16 protein-coding genes are annotated in these 19,122 nt (G+C 61.8%); 12 read left to right on the top strand and 4 right to left on the bottom strand.

Translation table 11 applies throughout. The annotated features are described in order from the left end of the window. Nucleotides 1-2 precede the first annotated feature (2 nt). From regB to trxA, 8 genes are all read left to right on the top strand, one after another. The gene (gene regB, locus C1J04_RS01750; protein ID WP_009825695.1) at nucleotides 3-1,400 is read left to right on the top strand and encodes a sensor histidine kinase RegB; all 1,398 of its coding nucleotides are present in this window, start codon (nucleotides 3-5) and stop codon (nucleotides 1,398-1,400) included. Between the two features lie 133 nt (nucleotides 1,401-1,533). Beyond that, complete coding sequence (locus C1J04_RS01755) at nucleotides 1,534-3,045, top strand: PAS-domain containing protein (protein WP_009825696.1); 1,512 nt, start codon at nucleotides 1,534-1,536, stop codon at nucleotides 3,043-3,045. Nucleotides 3,046-3,096: 51 nt separating this feature from the next. Continuing rightward, nucleotides 3,097-3,567: a tRNA (adenosine(37)-N6)-threonylcarbamoyltransferase complex ATPase subunit type 1 TsaE gene (gene tsaE / locus C1J04_RS01760; RefSeq protein ID WP_009825697.1), complete on the top strand. Its 471-nt coding sequence runs from the start codon at nucleotides 3,097-3,099 to the stop codon at nucleotides 3,565-3,567. Further along, entirely contained in the window at nucleotides 3,555-4,568 is a 1,014-nt protein-coding gene (locus C1J04_RS01765; RefSeq protein WP_009825698.1) for an aminoglycoside phosphotransferase family protein, read from the top strand. The genes tsaE and C1J04_RS01765 overlap by 13 nt, the downstream gene beginning before the upstream one ends. After that, nucleotides 4,544-5,236: a nucleotidyltransferase family protein gene (locus tag C1J04_RS01770; protein ID WP_009825699.1), complete on the top strand. Its 693-nt coding sequence runs from the start codon at nucleotides 4,544-4,546 to the stop codon at nucleotides 5,234-5,236. Before C1J04_RS01765 ends, C1J04_RS01770 begins: the two co-directional genes overlap by 25 nt. After that, nucleotides 5,229-8,192: a double-strand break repair protein AddB gene (addB, locus tag C1J04_RS01775; RefSeq protein WP_009825700.1), complete on the top strand. Its 2,964-nt coding sequence runs from the start codon at nucleotides 5,229-5,231 to the stop codon at nucleotides 8,190-8,192. The genes C1J04_RS01770 and addB overlap by 8 nt, the downstream gene beginning before the upstream one ends. After that, on the top strand, nucleotides 8,189-11,566 hold the full coding sequence (gene addA / locus C1J04_RS01780; RefSeq protein ID WP_009825701.1) for a double-strand break repair helicase AddA: 3,378 nt from the start codon (nucleotides 8,189-8,191) through the stop codon (nucleotides 11,564-11,566). The genes addB and addA overlap by 4 nt, the downstream gene beginning before the upstream one ends. A 37-nt stretch (nucleotides 11,567-11,603) precedes the next feature. Further along, a complete protein-coding gene (gene trxA, locus C1J04_RS01785) occupies nucleotides 11,604-11,924 on the top strand; it encodes a thioredoxin (protein ID WP_005850739.1) in 321 nt (106 codons plus the stop codon). 36 nt (nucleotides 11,925-11,960) lie between these two features. Here the strand turns inward: trxA and C1J04_RS01790 are convergent, their stop codons facing one another. Continuing rightward, entirely contained in the window at nucleotides 11,961-12,926 is a 966-nt protein-coding gene (locus tag C1J04_RS01790) for a phosphotransferase (RefSeq protein WP_009825702.1), read from the bottom strand. 74 nt (nucleotides 12,927-13,000) lie between these two features. On the opposite strand from C1J04_RS01790, the gene hslV reads away from it, so the two are divergent. Genes hslV through C1J04_RS01805 form a run of 3 tightly spaced genes read left to right on the top strand, consistent with a single transcriptional unit; the run spans nucleotide 13,001 to nucleotide 16,130 of the window. Beyond that, nucleotides 13,001-13,558: an ATP-dependent protease subunit HslV gene (gene hslV / locus C1J04_RS01795; RefSeq protein ID WP_005850743.1), complete on the top strand. Its 558-nt coding sequence runs from the start codon at nucleotides 13,001-13,003 to the stop codon at nucleotides 13,556-13,558. Beyond that, the gene (hslU, locus tag C1J04_RS01800) at nucleotides 13,555-14,862 is read left to right on the top strand and encodes an ATP-dependent protease ATPase subunit HslU (protein WP_009825703.1); all 1,308 of its coding nucleotides are present in this window, start codon (nucleotides 13,555-13,557) and stop codon (nucleotides 14,860-14,862) included. The genes hslV and hslU overlap by 4 nt, the downstream gene beginning before the upstream one ends. 38 nt (nucleotides 14,863-14,900) lie before the next feature. Then, nucleotides 14,901-16,130 (top strand): MFS transporter, encoded by a 1,230-nt coding sequence (locus C1J04_RS01805; protein ID WP_009825704.1) that lies wholly within the window; start codon nucleotides 14,901-14,903, stop codon nucleotides 16,128-16,130. On the opposite strand, the gene C1J04_RS01810 is transcribed toward C1J04_RS01805, so the two are convergent. The 3 genes from C1J04_RS01810 to C1J04_RS01820 are packed head-to-tail and all read right to left on the bottom strand — an operon-like array spanning nucleotide 16,127 to nucleotide 18,416. Continuing rightward, complete coding sequence (locus C1J04_RS01810; RefSeq protein WP_005850748.1) at nucleotides 16,127-16,726, bottom strand: Smr/MutS family protein; 600 nt, start codon at nucleotides 16,724-16,726, stop codon at nucleotides 16,127-16,129. The genes C1J04_RS01805 and C1J04_RS01810 overlap by 4 nt on opposite strands. Next, on the bottom strand, nucleotides 16,723-17,718 hold the full coding sequence (mltA, locus tag C1J04_RS01815; RefSeq protein WP_037954540.1) for a murein transglycosylase A: 996 nt from the start codon (nucleotides 17,716-17,718) through the stop codon (nucleotides 16,723-16,725). The genes C1J04_RS01810 and mltA overlap by 4 nt, the downstream gene beginning before the upstream one ends. Before the next feature lie 38 nt (nucleotides 17,719-17,756). Continuing rightward, nucleotides 17,757-18,416 carry a Tim44/TimA family putative adaptor protein gene (locus C1J04_RS01820; RefSeq protein ID WP_005850752.1) on the bottom strand — a complete coding sequence of 220 codons (660 nt, stop codon included), beginning with the start codon at nucleotides 18,414-18,416 and terminating at the stop codon, nucleotides 17,757-17,759. Between the two features lie 102 nt (nucleotides 18,417-18,518). On the opposite strand from C1J04_RS01820, the gene C1J04_RS01825 reads away from it, so the two are divergent. After that, nucleotides 18,519-19,013, top strand: coding sequence for an FxsA family protein (locus C1J04_RS01825; protein ID WP_009825706.1), 495 nt, complete (start codon nucleotides 18,519-18,521; stop codon nucleotides 19,011-19,013). Nucleotides 19,014-19,122: the final 109 nt, after the last annotated feature.

The raw sequence follows: 19,122 nt of genomic DNA on the forward strand, positions 1-19,122 counted from the left end.
CGATGACGCAGGCCGCTAACATTCCCGTGGGTAGAGGCCTGGGCAAGGGCGCGCGTGCCAACTGGATCCGCCTGCGCACGATGATCGTGCTGCGGTGGGTGGCGATTGCGGGGCAACTGACGGCGATCACCGTCGCGCAACGCATCTTTGGCCTGCAGCTTGAACTGGGGCTGTGCTATTTCGCGATTGGCGTGTCGGTGATCGGTAATCTGATCGCCATTCTGGTCTTTCCCGAAAACAAGCGTTTGTCTGAATATGAAAACCTGCTGATGGTGCTGTTCGATCTGGTGCAGCTGGCCTTTCTGCTGTTCCTGACGGGCGGGCTGCATAATCCGTTTTCGCTGTTGTTGCTGGGGCCGGTGACCATCTCTGCCACGGCGCTGAGCCTGCGGTCGACCATCGTGCTTTGTGGCACAGCCATTGGGCTGGCGACGGGGTTGGCGCTGTTTCACCTGCCGTTGGTCACCCAGAACGGGGGCCGGCTTGAGCTGCCGGGTATCTTTATCTTCGGCATCTGGATCGCGCTGGTGATCGCGATTGTGTTCTCTACCGCCTATTCCCGCCGCGTCACCACCGAGATCCATTCGATGGCCGACGCCTTGGCCGCCACCCAGATGGCGCTGGCGCGCGAACAGAAGCTGACCGACCTTGGCGGCGTGGTGGCCGCTGCCGCACATGAACTGGGCACGCCCCTTGCCACGATCAAACTGGCCAGCAGCGAGCTGTGGAATGAACTGCAAGACCAGCCCGATCTGGCCGAGGATGCCGCGTTGATCCGCGATCAGGCCGACCGGTGCCGCGATATTCTGCGCGACATGGGGCGGGCGGGCAAAGACGATCTGCATCTGCGCCAAGCCCCCTTGATGACGGTGCTTGAAGAAGCCGCCGAACCGCACCGGATGCGCGGCAAGACGTTTACCTTTACCCTCGGACCAGATGCCGGAGACGCCGCCGACCAGCCCGCGATCCTGCGCCGACCCGAGATCATCCACGGCCTGCGCAACCTGATGCAGAACGCGGTGGATTTCGCCGCCACAACGGTCTGGGTAGAGGCGAACTGGTCTGAGACAGTCATCTCGGTCCGGATATTTGACGATGGTACGGGCTTTCCGCCGCATATCCTTGGCCGCATCGGTGACCCTTTCATGCGGCGGCGCCCTTCGGACCGCAGCAACGCGCGGCGCCCCGAATACGAAGGCATGGGGCTGGGGCTGTTCATCGCCAAGACCTTGCTTGAACGCTCGGGTGCGGAGCTTCGTTTTGCCAACGGGCCGGACAGCGCCCCCAAGACGGACACCCCCGTCGGTGCGGTGGTCAAGGTCACATGGCCCCGCGAAAAGCTGGATGCGCATCACGGCGAAACGCCCCTGCCCACCGGAGAGAACACCCGCTTCACGTGATCCCTGCGGCAGCGGCGTGGGGGGCACCAAAGACGACCTCGGCGATTTTCCGCGGTAGGTCACACGGCGGTTAATAAACTGTTAACTATTTGGGCGCTTAACTGAGTGGAACCCTAAAGAATTGAGTCCCGCCGTGGCTTCCACCTTCGACATTGCGCTCGTGATTTTTGCCATTCTTTCGAGTGGCTATATCGCCTATCTCTGGCTCGATAACGCAGAGACCGCCGACAAGGCCGATCCGCGGGGGGAGCCCGAGCTGTCCTATCTTTTTGACCACGGGGTGTTGCAGCACGCCTCTGGCACGACAGCGCAGTTTTGCCCGCTAGAGGCGGGGTTTCACGAATGGTCCGACTTGCATCACAACGTGTCAGGTCGCTTTGCGATGTTCCCCGACAAACCCCCTTCGACACCTGAAGGCCAGTTGATCGTCCCGGCCACCGACCCCAAGATTCACACGTTGATCCGCATCACCTGGGAAAAGCACCTGTGCCGCGTGGTGGTGCTGGACCCCAATGATATGGGCGTCGATCTGCGGTCAGAGGCAGAGGTCACGTTGACGCGGCTACGCTCTACCGTGTCGGTGCCGCTTTGGCATACAGACCATGCAAACCGGCTGCTTTGGTACAACGATGCCTATCACGAGTTGTTTAACGCCTGTCACCCCGGTCAGGCGATTGAAACGCAGCGGTTGTTTCCCAGCGATTTCAGCAACGCGACCCATCGTCTGTCCTTGCGCGACCGGACCACGGGGGTGAAAGACTGGTACGCGGTCACCCACAGCCAATCGCGTAGCATCAACTGCTATCAGGCGACCTGCATCACCGCATTGGTCCGCGCCGAAGAGGCGCAACGCAATTTCGTGCAAACGTTGACCAAGACTTTTGCGCAGCTGTCCATCGGGCTCGCGATATTTGACCGCAAAAGCCAGCTGGTGCTGTTTAACCCGGCGTTAATCGACCTAACCGGATTGGGGGCGCAGTTCCTGAGCGCGCGCCCCGCGATCCAGACCTTCTTCGACAAGCTGCGCGAGGCACGCAAAATCCCCGAGCCGAAGGATTATGCCACCTGGCGTACCACCGTGTCCGAGCTGATCAGCGCCGCCCATGATGGCCGCTATGAAGAGATATGGTCGCTTGAGTCAGGGCAGACCTTTCGGGTCAAGGGTCGGCCGCACCCCGACGGGGCCACGGCCTTTCTGATAGAGGATATCAGCGCCCAGGTCAGCCTGACACGCACCTTCAGGGCAGAGCTGGAACAGGGGCAGGCGATGCTTGATACGCTGGACGATGCCATCGTCGTCTTTTCGTCGTCGGGTATTCTGACCTTCTCTAACACCGCGTATAATGACCTTTGGGGTGTCGATCCCGACATGACCTTTGCCGATATCTCTATCCACGACGCAATACAGGGCTGGCACCGCCGGTCCGCCCCCAATCTGCTGTGGCAAGAGATAGAGGATTTCGTGACCAACCGCGAAGATCGCATGAAGTGGAGCATGCCGCTGTATCTCGCCAATGGGACAGAACTGACTTGCCTGTTTTCCCCCATCGTGGACGGGGCCACGCTGATCCGGTTTCACCAGCCGAAAAAGCCGGTGGCAGAGATTGAAAACCCCGAAGCCGAGAAACCGCCACAAGACGCCTGACGCCCCGCTTTCGCCTTGCGGCGCACCACCACGCCCAAGTAACCTTGGCGCATGGCATCACACGCACTTGATCTTACGCTGCATGACGCAGACCAAACCGCCCGATTGGCCGTGACCCTTGGGTGCGCGCTCACTGCGGGCGACGTTGTTTTACTGACCGGCGACGTTGGCGCGGGCAAGACGCATTTCGCGCGGGCGCTGATCCAGTCGCTGCTGCCGGTGCCCGAAGACGTGCCCTCGCCCACCTTCACGCTGGTGCAGACCTATGACGCCCCCGCCGCCGCGATCTGGCATGCGGATCTGTATCGTCTGACCTCTGTCTACGAGATCGAAGAGCTGGGGCTGACCGATGCGTTCAGCGATGCCATCTGCCTTGTGGAATGGCCCGACAGGCTGGGCGATCTGCGCCCCGAAGATGCGCTTGATCTGACGTTGACGGTCACCGGCGACGACACACGGCGGCTCTCTGCCACGTGGAACGACGATAAATGGCCCGAAAAGCTGGGGGCATGGCGCAAATGAACGACCGTATGACCGCCTTGGACAGCTTCCTTGCCGATGCGGGTTGGGCACAGGCGCGGCGCGATCTGCTGGCCGGGGACGCATCGAACCGCCGCTATGACCGTCTGACCCGTGATGATGGCCGCACCGCCGTGCTGATGGACGCCCCCGCCGACAAGGGTGAAGACGTGCGCCCCTTTGTCCGCATCGCCGACTGGCTGCGCGCCCAAGGGGCCAGCGCGCCCGAGATTTACGCGCAAGACGCAGGCAACGGCTTTCTGCTGATCGAGGATCTGGGCGATGACCTGTTTGCGCGGCTGATGGTCCAATCGTCCGCGATGACGCGGCAGCTTTATACCGCCGCGACCGACTGTCTGCTGGACCTGCACAAGGCCCCGCCCCCCGATCTGCCGCTCTGCGATGCCGATTGGCTGACAGAGGCGGCGCAGATGGTGTTTGACTGGTACGCCCCCGACAGCGGCGCCGCGGCGGAGTTTAACGCCCTCTTCACCCCGCTGGCCCGTGCGCTGGACAATAGCCCCCGTGTGATCATCCTGCGCGATTACCACGCTGAAAACCTGTTGTGGCGGCCCGAGCGGACGGGCTCTGCCCGCGTGGGGCTGCTGGATTTCCAAGACGCGCTACAGGGCCACCCCGCCTATGATCTGGTGTCGATCCTGCAAGATGCGCGGCGCGATGTGACCCCGCAGATCGAGGCGGCGATGATCGTCCACTACATCCGGCTGAGCGGACAGGAAGATGCCGCCTTCCGCAGCGCCTATGCCTTGCTTGGCCTGCAACGCAACCTGCGGATCTTGGGGATCTTTGCACGGCTTTGCCTGCGCGACGGCAAGGCGCATTACGTCGATTTCATCCCCCGCGTTTGGGGCTATGTGCAGCGTAACCTTGATGATCCGGCGCTTGCACCCTTGGCCGATGTGCTGCGTCCCGCCCTCCCCGCGCCGACCCCCGATTTTCTGAAGGATTTGAAAGCCAGATGCGCCACGCCCCAGATGCCGTGATGATGTTTGCCGCCGGCTTCGGCACGCGGATGCAACATCTGACCAAAGACCAGCCCAAGCCGATGATCCCAGTCGCAGGCAAGCCGTTGATCGACCACGCGCTTGATCTCGCGCGCGGTGTCGCGCCGCGACGGATCGTCGTGAACCTGCACTATAAGCCCGACGCACTGCTGGATCATCTGGCAGGGCGCGACGTGCAGACGATTGTGGAACAGCCCGATATTCTGGAAACCGGCGGCGGGCTACGCAATGCGTTGCCGCTTTTGGGCGACGGCCCCGTGTTTACCATGAACACCGATGCGATCTGGGCGGGGCCCAACCCGCTGTCCTTGCTGGCAGACGCATGGGACCCCGACAGGATGGATGCGCTGCTGATGGGCGTGCCGGTGGCGCAGGCCGTGGGGCATGGGGGCGAAGGAGACTTTACGATGGGCACCGACGGCGCGTTGAAACGCGGGCCGGGGGTTGTCTATGGCGGGGTGCAGATCATCAAAACCGACTTGTTAGAGACGATTTCAGAGCGTGCATTCTCGCTCAACCTCTTATGGGACGTGATGCTGGACCGCGGGCGGATGTATGGGCTGTCCTATCCCGGCGGCTGGTGCGATGTCGGCCACCCCGGCGGGATCACCCTTGCCGAAAACATGCTGGACGCCGCCGATGTTTGAACCGCAGGACGCACCGCGCGTTTTCGGGCTGGCCCCCGGCGTCGACTTTCCCAAGGAACTGGTGCGGGGTTTGCTTTCGCGGCTGGAAGGGCAACCCGCCCATGCCATCGGGCGCATTGATCTGGTGGTCAACACCCGCCGGATGCAGCGGCGTTTGCGCGATATTTTTGACGCGGGACCGCCCAGCCTACTGCCGCGCATCCATCTGATCGACAACCTTGATACCCTTGGCAGCGGCGTTGACCTGCCGCGCCCCGGTCCGGCTCTACGCCGCCGGTTAGAGTTGATTACGCTGGTGTCAAAGCTGCTGGATCAAGCGCCTGAACTGGCTCCGCGCGCGTCGCTTTATGACCTGTCGGACAGTCTGGCGCAGTTGATCGACGAAATGCAGGGCGAAGGCGTACCGGTCGAGGCCGTGACCGAGCTGGATGTCAGCGACCAATCGGGCCATTGGGAACGCGCGAAACAATTCCTCGCCATCGCGCACCAGTATCTGGGGGAAAGCGTCACCCGCCCCGATCCGCGTGCGCGGCAACGTCAGGTCGCACAGCGCCTGATCGCAGAGTGGGAGCAGAACCCGCCCCGGCATCCGGTGATCGTCGCGGGCTCTACCGGATCGCGGGGCACCTCTGCCCTGCTGATGGAGGCGGTGGCAAAGCTGCCACAAGGCGCGCTTGTGCTTCCCGGTTTCTGTTTCGACATGCCGCAAGCGGTCTGGACCGATCTGGGCGAGGATCAGGAAAAGATCTCGCAGGATCATCCGCAATACCGGTTCCGCGACCTGCTGCGCCAGCTTGAGATGTCGCGCAGCAAGATCGAGGCCTGGACCGACACGCCGCCGCCCTCTGCCGCGCGCAATGCATTGGTGTCGCTGTCCCTGCGCCCTGCCCCTGTGACCCACGTCTGGCTGACCGAAGGGCCGAAACTGCCCGATCTGCATCAGGCCACCGAAGGGTTAACCCTGATACAGGCCCCCACCCCGCGAGCAGAAGCGCTTGCGATTGCGCTGCGCCTGCGCCAAGCGGTCGAGGACGGTAAAACCGCCGCGCTGATCACCCCGGACCGGATGCTGTCGCGTCAGGTGACCTCGGCGCTGGACCGGTGGAACATCCTGCCCGACGACAGCGCGGGCTTGCCGCTGCATCTGTCGCCTCCGGGTCGGTTCTTGCGTCATGTGGGCGATCTGTTCCTGCGCAAGCTGGATTCCGAAGCCTTGCTGACCCTGCTGAAACATCCGCTGACCCACAGCGGCGGCGATCGCAATTTTCACCAGCTCAACACCCAACGGCTGGAACTGCAACTGCGCCGCGACGGGCTGCCCTACCCTGATGCGGAAGGTGTGTTGAAACTGGCGCGCAAGACGGTATCGCGGTCGAAAGACCCCGCGCAAATGGATGTCTGGGCCGATTGGGTCGGCACCCATCTGACCGATTGCGAACTCACCGGCGACCGGCCGCTGGAAGACTGGGTCGCCCTGCATATGGCGCTGGCCGATGCCATCGCCGACGGTGCCACGCCAAGCCAGCCCAACGGGTTGTGGCAGCATCACGCGGGCGAAGAGGCGGCGAAGGTGATGAACGACCTTGCCGAAAACGCGCCCTATGGTGGCGAGATGTCAGCGGCGGATTACACCGATCTGGTGGGTGCCCTGCTGCAACAGGGCGAAATCCGCGACCGCGACGCGCCGCATCCCAACGTCATGATCTGGGGCACGCTAGAGGCCCGCGTGCAAGGCGCCGATCTGGTGATTCTTGGCGGGCTGAATGACAGCACATGGCCCGAAGCCCCGCCGCCAGACCCTTGGCTGAACCGCCAGATGCGCCTGAAAGCCGGTTTGCTGCTGCCCGAACGGCGGATCGGCCTGTCGGCCCATGACTATCAACAATCCATCGCCGCGCCCGAGGTCTGTTTGACCCGCGCGATCCGGTCGGACGAGGCGGAAACCGTGCCTTCGCGTTGGCTGAATCGTTTGGGCAACCTGCTGAACGGTTTGCCCGCACAGGGCGGTGATGCGGCGTGGAAGGCGATGATCAAACGCGGCGACCACTGGCTGGATCAGGCCCGCGCGCTGGAAACCGTGACCCGTGTGCCCCCCGCGCCGCGCCCGTCGCCGCGCCCGCCCCGTGCCGCACGCCCCCATGCGCTGTCGGTGACAGAGATCAAGCGCCTGATCCGCGACCCCTATGCGATCTATGCCAAACACAGCCTGAAACTGCGTGCGCTGAACCCGCTGGTGCAATCGCCAGACGCGCCCGTGCGCGGCATTATCGTACACGAGATCATGGAACGGTTCATCAAATCGGTGACAGCGGAGCCTGCGCTTTTGACGAAAAGCCATTTGTTAGAGACTGCCCGCACCGTGTTGGAGGCCGAAGCCCCGTGGCCCGCCGCGCGCGTCATGTGGCTGACCAAGATCGAACGGATTGCCGATTGGTTCATCGAAAACGAATTGCACCGACAAAGCTATTCCACCCCCGCCGCCTTTGAAAAAGCCGCCAAGGGCAGTCATGAGTTCCCCGATCTGGGCTTTACCCTTATGGGCTTTGCCGACCGGATCGACCGGACGGAAGATGGCGATATTCTGATCTATGACTACAAGACCGGCACGCCGCCCAGTGTGGCCGAGCAGAAAGCCTTTGATAAGCAGTTGTTGCTCGAAGCCGCGATGGTCGAGGAAGGCGGTTTCAAGGAAATCGGCCCCGCCCCCGTTGCCCAAGCCGCCTATATCGGGCTTGGCAGCAAACCGGTGGAACGCCCAGCGCCGCTTGAGGATGAACCCCCGCACGAGGTGCTGGCCAAGCTGCACGCGCTGATCACCAGCTACCTGTCGGATGAACAGGGGTTTACCGCGCGCCGGATGGTAAAAACCACGGATTTTGCAGGCGATTATGACCAGTTGGCCCGGTTTGGCGAATGGGATGCCACGACCGAACCCACGCCGGAGGATCTGACATGACCGCCCCCTTTGACGACGCCACCCGCGCCCAGATCGACGCGGCGCGGCCCGATGCCTCTACGTGGTTGGGGGCGAATGCGGGGTCGGGTAAGACCCGCGTGCTGACCGACCGCGTGGCGCGGCTGTTGCTGAACGGGGTCGAACCGCAGCATATCCTGTGTCTGACCTACACCAAAGCCGCCGCGTCAGAGATGCAGAACCGGCTGTTCAAACGGCTCGGTGCCTGGGCCATGCTGACCGACGCCGATCTGCGTCATTCGCTGTCGGAGCTGGGGGTCGAGGATGGCTTTACCCCCGAAAAGCTGCGCATGGCCCGCACCCTGTTTGCCCGCGCCATCGAAACCCCCGGCGGGCTGAAGATCCAGACGATCCATTCGTTCTGTGCGTCTCTATTACGGCGCTTTCCCCTAGAAGCAGGGGTCAGCCCGCAGTTCACCGAGATCGAAGACCGCGCCGCCGATCTGCTGCGGGCCGAGATCGTGGACACCATGGCCGAGGGGCAGGATGCCGCGCTGATCACCACGCTGGCGCGGATGTACACGGGCGAGGATTTCAGCAAGCTCACCCGCAGTATCGTCGGGCAGCGCGAAGGCTTTGCCACTGTGCTGTCATGGGAAGACGTGCTGGCATTGTTCGATCAACCCGCCGATCTGACCGAGGACAAGATCACAACTTCGGTGTTTCTGGGATCAGAGGCGATGATCCTTGAACAGATGATCCCGCCGATGCGGGCCAAGGGCGGGCTGGACGGCAAAGCGGCGGAAAAGCTGGCGACGATCCAGACAATGGATATCTCTGCCCTGCCCGTTCTGGAAGACGTGATGCTGACCGGTGCGGGCGCCAAGGAACCCTTTACCGCCAAGGTCGGCAGCCTGCCCACGAAACCGACGCAAAAGCTGCTGTTTGATCTGATGCCGCAGGTCGATGACCTGATGCGGCGGGTCGAAGATGCCCGTGACGCGCGGCTGGCGCTGCGGGCGGCGCAGAAGACCCATGTGCTGCATCAATTCGCGCATCGTTTCCTTGAAATCTATGCCCACGAGAAACAGAAACGCGGCTGGCTCGACTTTGATGATCTGATCCTCAAGGCGCGGGCGCTGCTGACGAACCCTGCGGTGGCCGCTTGGGTGCTTTATCGGATCGACGGTGGCATTGATCATATTCTGGTGGACGAAGCGCAGGATACCAGCCCGCGCCAATGGGATGTGATCGAACGGCTGGCCGATGAATTTTACAGCGGCGACGGTGCCCGCGAAGAGGAAGACCGCACGCTGTTTGTCGTGGGCGATAAAAAACAGTCGATCTATTCCTTTCAGGGGGCCGACCCGCGCGAGTTTGATCACAAACAGGATCTGTTCGAGCAGAAAATCACCCAAGCGGGTCAGATCTTTCAACGGCGCAGTCTTGAATATTCGTTCCGATCGTCCTCGGCGATCCTGCAACTGGTGGATACAACGCTCGCCCCGCATACGGATGCAGGGTTTCAGGCCGATGCGGCGCATAAGGCGTTCAAATCCGCCCTGCCCGGCCGTGTTGATCTTTGGCCCGTGGTCGAGAAAACCGATGAGCCCGATGACCGTGAATGGTCCGATCCCGTCGATCAAAAGTCGGCGCATCACCATACGGTCGTTCTGGCCGATCAGGTCGCGTCGCAGATCAAGGAGCTGATCGAGGGCGAACATTATCTTCCCGTCGATACCGATACCCCCGGCGCCTTTGCGCGGCGGCGTATTCGGGCCGGTGACTTTCTGATCCTTGTGCAGCGGCGCAGTGATCTGTTCTCGGAAATCATCCGCGCGTGCAAAACAGCCGATGTGCCGATTGCGGGCGCGGACCGGCTCAAGGTCGGGGCCGAACTGGCGGTCAAGGATCTGGCGGCGCTGCTGAGCTTTCTTGCCACGCCCGAAGACAGCCTATCGCTGGCGACGGCGCTGAAATCGCCTCTGTTCGGGTGGACAGAGCAGATGTTGTTCACCCTGTCCCACTACCGCAAGGAAGATCACCTGTGGCAGGCGTTGCGCAGCAGCGATGCCTACCCCGAAACCGTTGCGATCCTCCGAGATTTGCGGGCACAGGTCGATTTCCTGCGGCCCTATGACCTGATTGAACGTATCCTGACCCGCCATGACGGGCGCCGCAAGCTGCTGGCGCGGCTGGGGTCAGAGGCAGAGGACGGGATCAACGCCATGCTCTCGCAGGCGCTATCGTATGAACGCGGCGCGATCCCCAGCCTCACGGGGTTTCTGGTGTGGATGCAGACCGACGACCTCGAGATCAAGCGCCAGATCGACAATGCCTCGGATCAGGTGCGTGTGATGACCGTGCACGGGGCAAAGGGGCTTGAGGCGCCGATCGTGATCCTGCCGGACACGGGCAAACGCCCTTTGGTGATCCGGGACGAGATCATCAAGATCGGTGACACGCCTGTGTGGAAACTGTCCGAAGGGGATATGCCCGCTGCCATGCGCGGCGCACTTGACGACCGCAAGGCGCGCGAGATGGCCGAACGGCTGCGGCTGCTCTATGTGGCGATGACGCGGGCCGAGAAATGGCTGATTGTGGCCGCGGCGGGAGAGCTGCCCAAGGATGGCAACAGCTGGTATCAGATGGTCGGTGCCGCGATGGGTCAGGCCGGTGCCAAGCCGGTTGGCAGCTCGGGCGGGATGCGGTTTGAACATGGCGACTGGGATGCGCTGCCGGTAATCGATACCGCCCCCAAAACCCACACCACGCCAGTGTTAGAGCCTGTTTTTAACACCCCTCTTACCAATATCCCATTGCGCGCCAAAACGCTGGCCCCCTCTGATCTGGGCGGTGCCAAGGCCCTGCCCGGCGATGATGGCCAGTCGGAGGATGCGGCGAAATCCTACGGCAATCTGGTGCATAAGATGCTGGAAACCCTGCCGATGATGCACAGCGACCGCTGGAACGGCGTGCTGCACACGCTGGCGCAGGGGTATGACGAAACCGTCGCCCAAGCCGCCTTGAGAGAGGCGATCGCGGTCTTGGATACGTCCGAACTGGCACATGTCTTTGGCAAGGACGCCTTGGCAGAGGTACCGATCACCGCGCCCTTGGGCACCGAACGGCTGCACGGGACAATCGACCGGCTGCTGGTGTCGGATACGGATGTATTGCTGGTGGATTACAAAACCAACCGCGTGGTGCCCGATACGCCCGATCGCTGCCCCGAAGGGCTGTTGCGCCAGATGGGAGCCTATGCCGCCGCGCTGGCGCAGGTGTTTCCCGATCACCGCATCCGCACCGCTATTTTATGGACCCGCACCGCCACGCTGATGGAACTGCCCGACGCGCTGATCACAAACGCCCTATCGCGGGTGCGCGATCTTGACGGGACGCATGGGGCTACATAGGTTCCCACTCTAACCAACCCCGTGCAGGAGCAGCAACATGGCAACCGTCGCAGTCACAGACGCAACATTCGACGCAGAAGTTAAGAATTCCGATATCCCCGTTGTGGTGGATTTCTGGGCTGAGTGGTGCGGCCCCTGTAAGCAGATCGGCCCCGCGCTCGAGGAACTTTCCTCCGAGATGGACGGCAAGGTAAAGATCGTCAAAGTCAACGTTGACGAAAACCCCAACAGCCCCGCCCAGATGGGTGTGCGCGGCATCCCTGCCCTGTTCATCTTCAAGAACGGCGAAGTCGTATCGAACCTGGCCGGCGCCCGCCCCAAGGCCGCGCTGCAAGGCTGGATCGAAGAGTCGATCTAAGCTGCCGCACCCGCAGCAAGCACATTCAATGGCGCGTCAGGCAAAGGCTTGGCGCGCTATTTTTTTGATCCGCTCGAACCGCATGACATTGGCGATAGATCCATGTTCTTGAATCCGGTTCCAGTCGGTCAGGATCTGCACCCGCGTCAGGAAGTGCACCGTGGGATCATCGGGCGGCACCAGTGTGTATCCTTCAAAGAACGCGTCCCAGGCGGCGGGGGGAACGCTATGGCCTTTGGGCAAGGCGTCAAGGTCGCCGACCATCTGGGTATAGCTTTGCAGCAGCCGCGCGATGTCATAGCCCACGGGCGACGGTGTGGTCGCTGAAAAATCGAACGCTGCCGTCTCGTCGGGCGCCATCACCAGATTATACCCGTTCAGGTCGCCATGTTTCGCCGCAATCTGGCCCGCGTGCCCTTGGGCCTGCGGCGCGTATTCCGCGATACGACCCACATAGGCTGCAAAACGTTGCTTGCCGTTGATCCGACGCGCACCGCTTTCAACACGCGCCACCAGACGGTGCAGGTGATTGACCATGAACCGCGGCTGAAACGGATGGGTGCCCTGCAAAGTTGCCCCGTGAAACGCCGCCAGCCAGCCGCCCGCCCGTCGCAGCAAGGGGGCGTGATCCTCTGCTTGGCGGCACAGGTCCAGAAACGTGTCGCCCTTGGCAAAGCACATCAGATAGGCCTGCTGGCCCGCCTCCGCCGCGAGGATCTGTGGCACGCTATAGCCGGGCACACCGTCGATCGCGTCACAGGCTGCCTGATGGGCCGCAAGCATCGCGGTGAACCTGTCGGTATCCCACGGACGGGCCACGTGTTTGAGCACGACAGAGACCCCGTCACGCCCGTCATAGCGCTGCACGATCTGGCGCTGGTTGCTGTCATCCTTGATCCACTCGGCCCCGCAGGTACAGGTTTCGGGCGCAATCCCCGCCTTGGCTGCCAATCGCTCAAATATCTGAAATCCTTCGGTTTTCAGGTCGTCTACCGGTGGCATTCAAATCCTTTCGGGACATTAGCCTTGCGAAACAGCGGCGGGGTTTTCATATAGGTTTGAACTATGGAGGCTACATGTCAAAGCAAGAATTCCCCGGCTGGCACGGGACCACCATCATCGGTGTGAAGAAAGACGGCGAAGTCGTGATCGCGGGCGACGGTCAGGTCAGCCTTGGCCAAACCGTGATCAAAGGAACCGCACGCAAGGTACGCCGGCTCAGCCCCGGCGGGTTTGACGTTGTGGCGGGTTTTGCCGGTTCGACTGCTGATGCTTTCACGCTGCTGGAACGGCTTGAAGCCAAGCTTGAAGCCACGCCCGGACAACTGGCGCGCGCCAGTGTCGAGCTTGCCAAAGACTGGCGCACCGACAAATACCTGCAAAAGCTCGAAGCGATGCTGATCGTGTCAGACGGGCGCGAGCTGCTGGTGATCACCGGCGCGGGCGACGTGCTGGAGCCTGAACATTCTGTCGCGGCCATCGGGTCGGGCGGGAATTACGCGCTGGCCGCGGCGCGCGGCATGATGGACAGCGACCGCGACGCCGAAACCGTCGCACGCGACGCGATGAAGATCGCCTCGGACATCTGCGTTTATACCAATGGTAACCTCACGGTGGAGAAAATCACACAATGACCGATCTGACCCCCCGCGAAATCGTCTCTGAACTTGACCGTTTTATCATCGGCCAGAACGACGCCAAACGCGCCGTGGCCGTGGCGCTGCGCAACCGCTGGCGCCGCAAGCAGTTGGGCGATGATCTGCGCGACGAAGTCTACCCCAAAAACATCCTGATGATCGGGCCCACCGGCGTGGGCAAGACCGAGATCAGCCGCCGCTTGGCAAAACTGGCGCGGGCCCCTTTCCTCAAGGTCGAGGCGACGAAATTCACCGAAGTCGGCTATGTCGGCCGCGATGTGGAACAGATCATTCGTGATCTGGTAGACAGCGCCATCGTCATGACCCGCGAATACATGCGCGAGGACGTGAAGGTCAGCGCCCATAAGGCCGCCGAAGAACGCGTTGTTGACGCGATTGCGGGCAAGGACGCCCGCGAAGGCACCCGCGATATGTTCCGCAAGAAGCTGAAAGCGGGCGAGCTGGACGATACGATGATCGAGCTTGAAGTCGCCGATACCTCTAGCCCGTTCCCGGCTATGGATATCCCCGGGCAACCCGGCGGCGGTATGGGGATGATGAACCTTGGCGATCTTTTTGGCAAAGCCATGGGCGGCCGGACGGTCAAGAAACGTCTGTCAGTCGCCGAAAGCTACGAGGTGCTGATCAGCGAAGAGGCCGACAAGCTGCTGGATGACGAAACCGTCAACCGCGCCGCGATCGAGGCGGTAGAGCAGAACGGCATCGTCTTTTTGGACGAGATCGACAAGGTGTGCGCCCGCTCTGACGCGCGTGGCGGCGATGTCAGCCGTGAAGGCGTGCAGCGCGACCTGCTACCCCTGATCGAGGGCACCACCGTATCGACCAAACATGGGCCGGTGAAAACGGATCATATCCTGTTTATCGCCTCGGGCGCCTTCCATATTGCCAAGCCGTCCGACCTGTTGCCCGAATTGCAGGGCCGCTTGCCGATCCGCGTCGAGCTGCGCGCGCTGACGGAGGATGATTTCGTTCGCATCCTGACCGAGACCGACAATGCGCTGACGCTGCAATACACCGCTTTGATGGGCACCGAAGAGGTCGAGGTCACATTCACCGACGAAGGTATCAAGGCGCTGGCCAAGATCGCCGCCGACGTGAACCAGTCGATCGAGAATATCGGCGCGCGGCGGCTTTACACCGTGATGGAGCGTGTCTTTGAAGAGCTGTCGTTCAGCGCGCCGGATCGCACCGGCGAAAAGATCACTGTCGACGGCGATTTCGTCGAGAAGAACCTGGGCGAGCTGACACGATCCACCGATCTGTCACGCTACGTTCTTTAGGGCTTTTCAATCTGCCATGCGCCTGAGAATGATGGCGCATGGCATACTTCAGATTTATCCGCGCCAATTGGGTGTTCTTGTTGGCGGGTTTCCTGCTGACATTTACCTCGGCCTATGGGCAGACCTATTTCATCTCGCTTTTCGCGGGCGAGATTAAGGGCAGTTTCGGGCTGTCTGACGGTCAATGGGGCGGGATCTATACCATCGGCACGACGCTCTCGGCGATCACGATGATCTGGGCGGGTGTGCTGACAGACCGGTTTCGGGTGCGCCGACTGTCATTCTGGGTGATGGTCGCGCTGGCGGGCGCCTGTCTGGCGATGGCGGCCGTGCCGAACTGGATCGCTCTGATCTTTGTTATCTATGCGCTGCGTCTGACCGGGCAGGGGATGATGTCTCAGCTTGGGGCCGTGGCGATGGTGCGCTGGTTCGAAGCCGCACGGGGCAAGGCGCTGTCGCTGTCGTCTATGGGCTTTGCGGCGGGTCAGGCGATTTTGCCGGTCGTCTTCGTCGCCCTTTTCGCAAGCTTTCACTGGCGCAGCCTTTGGGTGCTGGCCGCCGCTTTGGTGCTGATCACCATGCCGGTGATGCTGCTGCTGCTGCGGCAAGAGCGTACGCCGCAATCCATGGCGCAAAGCACGCAATCGGCGGGGATGGACGGGCAGCACTGGACGCGGATGCAGATGATCCGCCACGGGTTGTTCTGGCTGATGATCCCGCTGGTGATCGGTCCTCCGGCTTGGGGGACGGCGCTGTTCTTTCAGCAGGTCCACCTGACAGAGGTGAAGGGCTGGACGCTGGTCAGCTTTGTCGCGCTGATGCCGCTTTATACGGTGACATCCGTGGTCTCGACCTTTGTGTCGGGCTGGGCAATCGACCGGTTTGGCGTGACGCGGGTCACGCCTGTGCAAATGCTGCCTTTCGCGCTGTCTTTCGCCGTGCTCGCCTTTGCCGATACGATTGCGATGGCGGGTGTCGGGTTGATGATCTTTGGCGTGGGGCAGGGGATGCAGGCGACCGCGACCTCTGTTTTCTGGGCCGAATTCTATGGCACGCGCTATATCGGGTCGATCAAGGCCGTGGGCGCCGCGCTGATGGTGTTCGGGTCGGCCATCGGGCCGGGTGTGACGGGGCTGTTCATTGATCTGGGCGTTGATTTCCCGCAGCAGATGATCCCGATTGCGATCTACTATGCCGTGGCCGCGATCATGGCGACGGTCGGGGTGTTGCGCTATCGCAAGCGGTTGGTCGCGCCTGCCACGGCCTAACGGTGACGCCGCAGATAGACGTAATAGGCGCCGCCGCCGCCGTGGCTGATATGTGCCTGACTGACCTGAAGCACAGCTGACGACAGCGGCGGCATCGACAGCCATTGCGGCACCTGGTGGCGCAGCACGCCGTGGCGCACGGGGATCGGGCCGCCTTCGTCCCGCATCTTGCCTTTGCCGGTGATCACCAAGACAAGGCGCCGCCCCTTGGCATGCGAGCCCAGAATGAACTTGGTCAGCGCAGGGTGAGCGCGGTCCAGCGTCATGCCGTGAAGGTCGATGCGACCCTCGGGGCGCATCTTGCCCCGCTTGAGCTTGCCAAACGCCTTTGAATCCATCTGCACCGGTGCCTGACGCAGCTGATCGGGCAGGGAGGGCATCAGATCATGGGTGTTTCGCCGCGGCTTGGGATCGGGCTTGCCCATGACGACAGAGCTGCGCTTGCGGATTTGCGGCGGCGTCGGCGTGGGGCCGTGGATCGGGGAGGTGCCGTCAATCTCGGCGCGGAACAGCTTGTCAACGTCGAGCTTTTCCGTCCGCTCTGTCACCTTTTTCCAGAGCGACAGATCATCCTTATCCAGACGCTTGCGGCTCATAGTAGCGGCTCCGGCAAAAGCGCATAGGCGCGCTGGATCGGCATCAGGACCATCATCCGCCCCGGATCACGCAGCTTGCCCGCGGCACGCCCCGCCTTGTCGCCGGTGCCAAAGAACACATCCGCCCGTTGCGCGCCCTTGATCGCCGACCCGGTATCCTGCGCGATCATCAAGCGGTGCATCGGTTCCTTGCCCTCTTTTTCGATCCAGACAGGGGCACCGAGCGGTACAAAATTGGGGTCCACAGCAACGGTGCGCAGGGTGGTCACCGACCGGTTCATCGCGCCAAGCGGCCCCTGATCGGCGGGCACCTGATTGACCTCGCGAAAGAACACATAGGACGGGTTGTGATACAGCAGCTCGCGTCCGTCATCAGGATTACGGCGAACCCAGTTCTTGATCACCTCTGCGCTGACCTGATGCGGGTCATAGACGCCGCGGCGCACCAGTTCGACGCCGATCGACCGGTACGGGTGACCGTTCGCACCACGGTATCCCACGCGCAGATAATTTCCATCGGGCAGCCTGATGCGGCCAGAGCCTTGGATTTGCAGAAAGAAAAGTTCGACCGGGTCGTCGACATAGGCGATCTCAAGGCCGCGGCCCTTCATCACGTCGGTATCCAGAATATCGCGGCGGGTCAGCCACGGGTTGTTCGCCTTCGCCTCTGGCGGCATGGCATAGACCGGATAGCGGTAGCGGTCGGAGGGGTAGAGATCGCCGTCAAGTTCAGGTTCGAAATAGCCCGTGAACATCGCCTCGTTGCCGTCCTCGATCAACACAGGCCGGAACAGAAGTTCAAAGAACTGGCGTGGATCGGGGTCGGATCTGGCATAGGCGCAGATGTTGCGCCAATCGACATCCTTCATATCACCGCAGGTATTCAGAAACGCGCGCAGGGCGGCGGCGTGGTCGTCGGTTTCCCACCCCTCAAGCTGGTCGAACGACAGGATCGAATAGGACACATCTGTCGCAGAAGCGGGCGGCGCCATCAGGCCCGCCCACAGCAATGCACCCGCACAGGCACGCTTTAACCGTCTGTAGAAACGAGCAGCCAATTTGGATCATCCGAGCCCATGACACGGGCAAACACCCATGTGTCTTTTTGACGATTGACCTCTGTCGTGCTGCCTTCGACGATTTCACCATCGCGGTCTTTCACGACCGACGTCAGCTCGGCCACGAAACGGATCGTCAGCTCTGCCTCGTTGGTGGTCTTGTCCATCGTGGCGTTCTCAAGCTCCATCTCGCGGATGCCGATAAAGTGGCTTTCCACGGTCAGGCCCTGATCTTCACGCGCGGCAACGCCTTCGACAAAGCTTTCGTAGATGTCTTCCGAGAGGAAGGGTTTGATCTCGTCCAGATTACCGTGTTCGTAGCCCATCACGATCATCTCGTAGGCGCCGCGGGCGCCGCCCAGAAAGTCGCTGACCCCAAAGGACGGCTCGACACGCTTCATCTCGGCCAGTGCGAGCGCGGTATCGGACCCTTCGGGCGCGTGATCGGTAATATCCAGATCGGGGCCACCTTCGATGACTTCGAACGCGGGGCCGCTGGGGCGTTCGGGTTTCTCGCTGACCTCGGCCGGTTTTTCAAAACCGGTGCGTGTGCCAAGCACATTCTTGAGCCGCAGGATCAGGAACACGGCAATAGCGGCCAGTACCAGAAGCTGTATCATGGGCGAATTCATAGGTACCTCGTGCTGAGAAACATGGAAACGTCGGTCTAGTGCCCCTATGTAGGGTGTGAACCGGGCCAAGTCCACTCTGGCCCATAGGAAAGGACGCATGCCATGTGGCTGTTTTTGGCTTTTATTGCCGTACCGTTGATAGAAATAACGTTGTTCATTCAGGTGGGTGGGGCAATTGGCCTCGGCTGGACGCTGGCGATTGTTGTTTCTACCGCGATCATCGGCACCTATCTGATGCGCGCTCAGGGTGCGCTGGCACTTGGCCAGATCAAATCGTCCCTGTCCGAAGTCCGTGATCCGACCGAACCGCTGGTGCATGGCGCGATGATCCTGTTTGCCGGCGCGTTGCTGCTGACACCGGGGTTTTTCACCGATGCCCTGGGCTTTGCCCTGCTGATCCCCGGTGTGCGCACCGCTGCGTTCAAAGCTGCACGCAGCAAGGTCAACGTGAGCAGCGTCCATATGGGCGGCACCTCGGGGCCACGGCGCCCACAGCCCCATCGTCCGATGCAGGGGGATGTGATCGATGGCGAATACCACGAGCTGTCGGAACAGGACCGCGGGCCCAAACGCCCCTCTGGCTGGACAGACCACTGACGACGGGGCATTGACTGCGGGCCACTGACTTCAGGCCATTTGATGCGGGCCATTGAGCGCGGCAAGGCGATCTGATAAGCCCGACTAAATGAGTTTATTGTCTTAAGGA

The organism is Sulfitobacter sp. SK025 (assembly GCF_003352105.1).
GTDB lineage: Bacteria > Pseudomonadota > Alphaproteobacteria > Rhodobacterales > Rhodobacteraceae > Sulfitobacter > Sulfitobacter pontiacus.